Annotated in this window: 7 protein-coding genes and 2 pseudogenes; 6 read left to right on the top strand and 3 right to left on the bottom strand. The window is 73.9% G+C overall.

Going from position 1 to position 7,035, the window contains the following annotated elements; all coding sequences use genetic code 11:
* Positions 1–191 (bottom strand): annotated as a pseudogene (locus tag BG452_RS41585) (hypothetical protein); the annotation flags it as partial.
* On the bottom strand, positions 188–529 hold the full coding sequence (locus tag BG452_RS41580; protein WP_317621486.1) for a PadR family transcriptional regulator: 342 nt from the start codon (positions 527–529) through the stop codon (positions 188–190). The gene BG452_RS41580 and the pseudogene BG452_RS41585, both read right to left, overlap by 4 nt.
* 174 nt (positions 530–703) lie before the next feature.
* On the opposite strand from BG452_RS41580, the gene BG452_RS41575 reads away from it, so the two are divergent.
* The 6 genes and pseudogenes from BG452_RS41575 to BG452_RS46685 form a co-directional block, all read left to right on the top strand.
* Positions 704–1,939: a M20 metallopeptidase family protein gene (locus BG452_RS41575; protein WP_411293098.1), complete on the top strand. Its 1,236-nt coding sequence runs from the start codon at positions 704–706 to the stop codon at positions 1,937–1,939.
* Between the two features lie 255 nt (positions 1,940–2,194).
* Entirely contained in the window at positions 2,195–3,919 is a 1,725-nt protein-coding gene (locus BG452_RS41570) for a putative Ig domain-containing protein (protein ID WP_188309554.1), read from the top strand.
* Between the two features lie 157 nt (positions 3,920–4,076).
* The gene (locus BG452_RS41565) at positions 4,077–4,826 is read left to right on the top strand and encodes a 2OG-Fe(II) oxygenase (protein WP_188309553.1); all 750 of its coding nucleotides are present in this window, start codon (positions 4,077–4,079) and stop codon (positions 4,824–4,826) included.
* Between the two features lie 9 nt (positions 4,827–4,835).
* Positions 4,836–5,132 carry a metal-binding protein gene (locus BG452_RS41560; protein ID WP_188309552.1) on the top strand — a complete coding sequence of 99 codons (297 nt, stop codon included), beginning with the start codon at positions 4,836–4,838 and terminating at the stop codon, positions 5,130–5,132.
* The gene (locus BG452_RS41555; RefSeq protein WP_188309551.1) at positions 5,129–5,686 is read left to right on the top strand and encodes a hypothetical protein; all 558 of its coding nucleotides are present in this window, start codon (positions 5,129–5,131) and stop codon (positions 5,684–5,686) included. The genes BG452_RS41560 and BG452_RS41555 overlap by 4 nt, the downstream gene beginning before the upstream one ends.
* A pseudogene (locus tag BG452_RS46685) lies at positions 5,683–5,892 on the top strand (alpha-ketoglutarate-dependent dioxygenase AlkB); the annotation flags it as partial. The gene BG452_RS41555 and the pseudogene BG452_RS46685, both read left to right, overlap by 4 nt.
* Positions 5,893–5,972: 80 nt before the next feature.
* On the opposite strand, the gene BG452_RS41550 reads toward BG452_RS46685, so the two are convergent.
* Complete coding sequence (locus BG452_RS41550) at positions 5,973–7,013, bottom strand: NAD(P)-dependent alcohol dehydrogenase (RefSeq protein ID WP_188309550.1); 1,041 nt, start codon at positions 7,011–7,013, stop codon at positions 5,973–5,975.
* Positions 7,014–7,035 lie beyond the last annotated feature (22 nt).

Genomic DNA, 7,035 nt, shown 5'->3' with positions numbered 1-7,035 from the left:
GCCCGGGCGGCGGGGGCGGCCGGGCCGAGCCCCGCCCGCATCCGCAGGGCGTTGGCCGCCAGCTCCGCCGCGTCCCGCAGGCGGGCGCGCAGCGGCTCGCCGGCCGTCATCTCGTGGAAGGTCGCGGCGATCTCCTCGCCGTGGGCCCGGCGGTAGGCGGTGGGGTACAGCCGGAGGACGTGCTGGATCATGTGCCGGTCGCCGCCGGGCGGGTGACGGAGAGGCGGCGGGTGGCCTCCCGGGCCGTCGCGGCGAGGCGTTCGGCTTCGGCCGCCAGCCGTTCGCGTCCGGTCGGGGAGAGGGTGAAGATCCGCCGGGCCCGGCCGTCGACGATCTCCTCGCGGTCGACGTCGATCAGGCCGTCGGCCAGCAGCCGGTCCAGTGCCCCGTACAGGGCGCCGGTGCGCAGGGCGACCCGGCCGTCGGTCATCGCCTTGATCTCCTGGGCGATGGCGTATCCGTGCCGGGGGGCGTCTGCCAGGGCGGTCAGGACCATCACGGTGGGTTCTTGCATCACACGCTCACTCACCCCATGACGATAGTCACTCCGTCGGACTATCTCAACGAGCCGGGGGGTCGGCCGCGCCATCACGCCCCGGCCCTCGGCTCGTGTCGGATCCGTGAACCCGGCCGCAACGCGACGGGCAACCCCGATCATCGAGCCAGACAGACCACCCGCCCCCCTGGAGGCCCCGTGTCCGACCTGCCCGGCTCCGACGCCCTGCTCGACCAGCTGTCCCTGACCGAACTGGCCCGCTCAGCCGCCCGCCTCCAGCCCGAACTGGTGTCACTGCGGCGGGAGTTGCACCAGGAGCCGGAGCTCGGACTGGACCTGCCCCGCACCCGCGACCGCCTGCTCGCCGCGCTCGAAGGACTGCCCCTGGACCTCACCCTCGGCACCGGGCTGACCTCGATCACCGCGGTGCTGCGCGGCGGGCGCCCGGGCCCGGCCGTACTGCTGCGCGCCGACATGGACGCCCTGCCCGTACAGGAGAACCTGCCGCTGCCGTACGCGTCCACGATCCCCGGCGCCATGCACGCCTGCGGACACGATCTGCACATGGCCGCACTGGTCGGCGCCACCCGGCTGCTGGCCGAACGGCGCGCCGAGCTGGCCGGGGACGTGGTGCTGATGTTCCAGCCCGGCGAGGAGGGAGCGGGCGGCGCCCAGCTGATGGTGGACGAGGGCGTGCTGGAGGCGGCCGGCAAGCCGGTGGTGGCCGGGTACGCGCTGCACGTGGCCGCCGCCCTGCTGCCCAACGGACTGATCGCCACCCGCCCGGGGCCGGTCCTGGCCGCCTCCGACGCGCTGCACGTCACCCTGCGCGGGCGCGGCGGGCACGGCTCCAGCCCGCACTCGGCGCTGGACCCGGTGCCGGCACTGTGCGAGGCGGTACTGGCCCTCCAGACGATGGTGACCCGGCGGATCGACGTCTTCGACCCGGTGGTGCTCACCATCGGCACGCTCAGCGCCGGCACGGCGGCCAATGTGATCCCCGACGAGGCCCGGTTCTCGGCGACCATCCGCTCCTTCTCGCCGCACGCGCGCGAACTGGTGCACCGCGAGGCGCTGCGGGTGGTGCACGGGATCGCGGCGGCGCACGGGCTGGAGGCGGTCGCCGAGCTGGAGCCCGGCTACCCGGTGACCGTCAACGACCCGGTGGAGGCGGAGTTCGCGGCCGCTCTGGCGGCCCGGCTGGTCGGGCCGGAACGGTACGTCGAGATGCCCCAACCGGTCGCCGGATCCGAGGACTTCGGTGTGCTGAGCGCGATCGTCCCGACCGCGTACCTGATGCTCGGCGCCACCCCCACCGACGGCCGAGACCCGTACACCGCGCCCTACAACCACTCCCCCGAGGCCGAGTTCGACGACGGCGTCCTCGCCGACGGCGCCGCGCTGCTGGCCGGCCTGGCCCTGGGGAGGCTGGCCCGGGGGTAGCGGGGCCGGGGGCAGCCGGGCCGGGGTGCCAACCGGGCCGGTTGCCTCCCGGCAGCGGGGGAGATTCGGTGTGCCCATGGTGCTCTGCCGGTGTCGCAGCTGCTCAGGGGGCCCCTGCCGACAACGGGCCGCCGTGCGCTGCGCCGAGTCGTCGCGTTCCGTTCAAGCGCCGCTTACCCCATCATGGAACGGTGTCAGCGCGCCTACGCGCGTAGCTCTCCCCTGTACTTCCCCACACCACAGAGGACTTGACCCATGTTCAGACGCATCGACGCGGTACGCCCGCTCGCCCTGGGCGCCGCCGCCCTGACCGTGCTCGCCGGCGCGAGCGCCGCCCCCCACCCGGCCGTCGCGGCCCCGGCGAAGAGCGTGGCCCCCACCACGACGACCACCCAGCACCGCGTCCTGTTCGACGACAGCAAGGCGGAGACCGCCGGCAACGCGGACTGGATCATCAGCACCAGCCAGCCGGACCCGCTCGGCCAGAACGCCAACCCCCAGTCCGGGACCGACTGGACCGGCGCCATCTCCAGCTGGGGCGTCGCCCTCCAGAAGACCGGCCAGTACAGCCTCAAGACCCTGCCGAGCGGCTCCACCATCACCTACGGCACCGGCGGCGCGCTGGACCTCGCCAACTTCGACGAGTTCGTGCTGCCCGAGCCGAACATCCGGCTCAGCGACGCCGAGAAGACCGCGGTCATGACGTTCGTCCAGAACGGCGGCGGACTGTTCCTGATCTCCGACCACACCGGCAGCGACCGCAACAACGACGGCTGGGACTCCCCCGCCATCATCAACGACCTGATGACCACCAACTCGGTCAACAGCAACGACCCGTTCGGGCTCTCCGTCGACCTGCTCAACATCCAGACCGACAACCCGACCGCCGTCAACGACGCCACCGACCCCGTCCTGCACGGCCCCTTCGGCACCGTCACCGGCAGCATCATCCGCAACGGCACCACCTTCACCCTCAAGCCCGCCGACAACCCCACCGTCAAGGGCATCGTCTACCGCACCGGTTACTCCGGCACCACCGGCGCCTTCTTCGCCACCAGCAGCTTCGGCAAGGGCCGGCTCGCCATCTGGGGCGACAGCTCGGCCATCGACGACGGCACCGGCGAACCCGGCAAGACCGTCTACGACGGCTGGGACGACCCGGCCGGCACCGACGCCGCCCTCGGCCTCAACGCCACCGCCTGGCTCGCCGCCGGCAGCGGCGGCGGCACCACCGGCGGCGTCACCCTCACCAACCCCGGCGCCCGGACCGCCACCGCCGGAACCGCCACCAGCCTCCAGCTCTCCGGCACCGACACGGCCGGCGGCACCCTGAGCTACGGCGCGACCGGCCTGCCCGCCGGCCTGAGCGTCAACCCCACGACCGGTCTGATCAGCGGCACCCCGACCACCGCCGGGACCTACTCCGTGACGGCCACCGCGACGGACTCCACCGGCCCGTCCTCCTCCGTCACCTTCACCTGGACCGTCCAGCCCACCGGCGGCGGCACCGGCTGCACCGCCGCCCAGCTGCTCACCAACCCCGGCTTCGAGGCCGGAACGACGGCCGGCTGGACCGAGACCAACACCGGCGGCAGCAGCACCATCAACAACAGCTCCAGCGAGCCGCCGCACTCCGGCAGCTACGACGTCTGGCTGGACGGCAACGGCAGCACCAACACCGACACCCTCGCCCAGACGGTGACCCTGCCGACCGGCTGCAACAGCTACACCCTCAGCTTCTGGCTGCACATCGACACCGCCGAGCCCACCACCACCGCCTACGACAAGCTCACGGTGACCGCGAACGGCACCAACCTGGCCACCTACTCCAACGTCAACGCCGCCGCCGGCTACCAGCAGCACAGCCTCAACCTCTCCGCGTACGCCGGCCAGACCGTCACCCTCAAGTTCACCGGCGCCGAGGACTACACCAAGCAGACCTCCTTCGTCCTCGACGACACCGCCGTCAACGTCGGCTGATCCGAAGCCGGTTGTCCTCCCCGCACCGGGGAGGGCAACCGGCCGGAACCTCCGGGTCCGAAAGCCGCCAGCCACGACCGTCGCAGCGCCGCATTCTGGAACCAGCGCGGCCACCCCGACGGACCGCGGTGAGGAACCGAGAGCGATGGCCTTCCGCATGACGCCCGTGAGCACCCGAACCGAGAGCGGCCGCACAGCGACCGCCGATGCCCGGCAGCGCGTCCAGGCGGCCGAATGGCCGGCCCTCGCCGAGGAACTCGACGCCCACGGCTGCGCGCTCACCCCGCAGCTGCTCACCGCCCGGGAGTGCCGCGACCTGGCCGCGCTGTACGACCAGGACGAACTGTTCCGCACCACCGTGGACATGGCCCGGCACCGCTTCGGCTCCGGCCAGTACCGCTACTTCACCCACGAACTGCCCGAGCCCGTCCACGCGCTGCGCCAGGCCCTCTACCCGCAGCTGCTCACCATCGCCCGCGGCTGGGCCGAGAAGCTCGGACGGCCCGCACCCTGGCCCGACACCCTGGACGAGTGGGTCGAGCGGTGCCACGCGGCCGGGCAAGCCAAGTCCTCGCAGATCCTGCTCCGTTACCGGCCCGGCGACTGGAACGCGCTGCACCGCGACGTCTTCGGCGACCTCGTCTTCCCGCTCCAGGTCGTCATCGGCCTCGACGAGCCCGGCAGCGACTACACCGGCGGCGAGTTCCTGCTGGTCGAGCAGCGCCCCCGTGCGCAGTCCCGTGGCACCACCACCGTCCTCCCGCAGGGCCACGGCCTGGTCTTCACCACCCGCGACCGGCCCGTCCGCTCCGCCCGGGGCTTCTCCGCGAGCCCCGTTCGCCACGGCGTGAGCACCGTGCGCTCGGGCCGGCGGCACGCCCTCGGGCTCGTCTTCCACGACGCCTGAGGCGGCGCCATGACCACCCCCGACTCGACCGCCGCAAGCCGGACGTACCGCCTGATCGGCCCCGACGGCCACCCCCGCACCGGCAGCCGACCCGGCACCCTCGGCGGCCACCGGCGCGCCCGCAGCTACGGGCGCCTCGACTGCCCGTCCGCCCGGCGCGCCCTCGCCGCCGGCCACGACGTACGCCGCCGGGTGTTCTTCGCGGACGAGCCCACCGCGCTCGCGGCCGGCCACCGACCGTGCGCCGTCTGCCTGCCCACCGCGTACCTCCGGTGGAAGGCCCAGCAGCAGGAGCAGCAGCCATGAGCCCCGCCACCCCCAGCCCGTCCCCGCTGGTCCGCCCCGCCGAGCTCGACGGCTCCCGGCCCCTGCCCGCCCCCGACGGGCACACCGAGGCCGAACTCGCCGCGCTGCTCGGCCTGTTGACCGCCGCCCGCCCCCGGGTGCACACCATCACCCTGGGCCACAGCCGCGACGACGCCTCCCGGGCGGCCACCGAGGCCTTCGCCGAGGCCTGGCGGGACCGCGGCGGATCCGTCCTCGCCGTCACCGACTGGCCCGAGCAGGCCGCCTCCTGGCTGCGCCCGGCCCGACGCTTCACCGCCCTGGCCCCGGACGCCTGGGTGGTCGCCGCCGCGCCCCTCGGCTGGGTCCAGATGGCCCGGCGGCTGCGGCAGAGCACCGCCTGGGCCCCGGATCGGACCTTCGGCTTCGCCGCCCTCGCCGAACCGCGCGCCATCGCCCTCGCCGGCCCCGACACCCTGCACGGCCTGCGCGGGGCCACCGCGGACGGCAGCGCCTGGGAGGTCCGGCACGGCCGGCTGACCACCCGGCTCCCCCAGAACGGGAACACCCGGTGACCACGACCCCGCCGCTCTTCCCGCTGCCGCCCGCGCCCCGTACCGGACCCGCCCCGGGGGCCGTCCACGTACCCGGCCGGCTCACCGTCGAGGAGCAGCGCCACCTCGTCGCCGCCTGCCGCAGCTGGGAGAGGGGCCCGGTGCCGATCCGGCACACCCGGGTCCCGGGCGGAGGCGTCATGTCAGTGCGTGTCGATGCGGCCGGCGGTGCATCGGTGGCGAGCGTCCGGGCAGCGCGGAGCGGCGGGAGGACACCGGGCCCTGCCGCCGCTCGTGTCCGTGCGGGTCAGCCGATGGTGGCGGTGTCGATGACGAAGCGGTAGCGGACGTCGGAGGCCAGGACCCGTTCGTAGGCGTCGTTGATCCGGTCGGCGGAGATCAGCTCGATGTCGGCGCCGATGCCGTGCTCGGCGCAGAAGTCGAGCATCTCCTGGGTCAGGGCGATGCCGCCGATCATCGAGCCGGTCAGGACGCGCCGGGCGCTGCCGAGCAGGAACCCGTTGACGGCCATCGCTCCGGGGGCGGCGCCGACGTTGGCGAGGACGCCGTCGACGGCGAGCAGGCCGAGGTAGGCGTTGATGTCGAGGTCGGCGCTGACGGTGTTGACGATCAGGTCGAAGCGGCCGGCGAGCTCGGTGAAGGTGCCGGGGTCGGAGGTCGCGTGGTAGTGGTCGGCGCCGAGGCGGCGTCCGTCCTCCTGCTTCTTCAGCGACTGGGAGAGCACGGTGACCTGGGCTCCCAGGGCGTGGGCGAGCTTGACGGCCATGTGGCCGAGGCCGCCGAGCCCGACGACGGCGACCTTCTTGCCGGGGCCCGCGCCCCAGTGGCGCAGCGGGGCGTAGGTGGTGATGCCCGCGCACAGCAGCGGGGCGGCAGCGGCCGGGTCGAGGCCGTCGGGGACGGACAGCACGAAGCCGGCATCGACGACGACGTGGGTGGAGTAGCCGCCCTGGGTGGGGGTGCCGTCGCGCCCGACGGAGGCGTAGGTGAAGACCGGTCCTTCCGTGCAGTACTGCTCGTCGCCGCGCAGGCACAGGGCGCACCGGCCGCAGGAGTCGACCATGCAGCCGACACCGACGCGGTCGCCGACCCGGTGGCCGGTGACGGCGGCGCCGACCTTGGTGACGGTGCCGATGATCTCGTGGCCGGGGACGACGGGGAACGGCTGCGGCCCCCACTCGCCCCGGACGGTGTGGATGTCGGAGTGGCAGATGCCGACGTACTGGATGGCTATGAGGACGTCGTTCGGACCGACCTCACGGCGCTCGATGGTGGTGGCGGCCAGCGGCAGGCCGGCGGCCGGGGCGGCGTAGGCGTTCACACGCATGGGCGGGTGCTCCTCGCGGGGG

The organism is Streptomyces sp. CBMA123, assembly GCF_014596465.1.
Taxonomy (GTDB): Bacteria; Actinomycetota; Actinomycetes; order Streptomycetales; family Streptomycetaceae; genus Kitasatospora.
The sequence above is the reverse complement of the archived record's forward strand: the minus strand, read 5'-3'. Positions and strand labels throughout refer to the sequence as shown.

Bases quoted from the DNA above. Each gene is read 5' to 3' on its own strand.
- BG452_RS41565 (WP_188309553.1), top strand. From the start codon at position 4,077: ATGACGCCCGTGAGCACCCGAACCGAGAGCGGCCGCACAGCGACCGCC.
- BG452_RS41560 (WP_188309552.1), top strand. From the start codon at position 4,836: ATGACCACCCCCGACTCGACCGCCGCAAGCCGGACGTACCGCCTGATC.
- BG452_RS41550 (WP_188309550.1), bottom strand. From the start codon at position 7,013: ATGCGTGTGAACGCCTACGCCGCCCCGGCCGCCGGCCTGCCGCTGGCC.
- BG452_RS41570 (WP_188309554.1), top strand. From the start codon at position 2,195: ATGTTCAGACGCATCGACGCGGTACGCCCGCTCGCCCTGGGCGCCGCC.
- BG452_RS41555 (WP_188309551.1), top strand. From the start codon at position 5,129: ATGAGCCCCGCCACCCCCAGCCCGTCCCCGCTGGTCCGCCCCGCCGAG.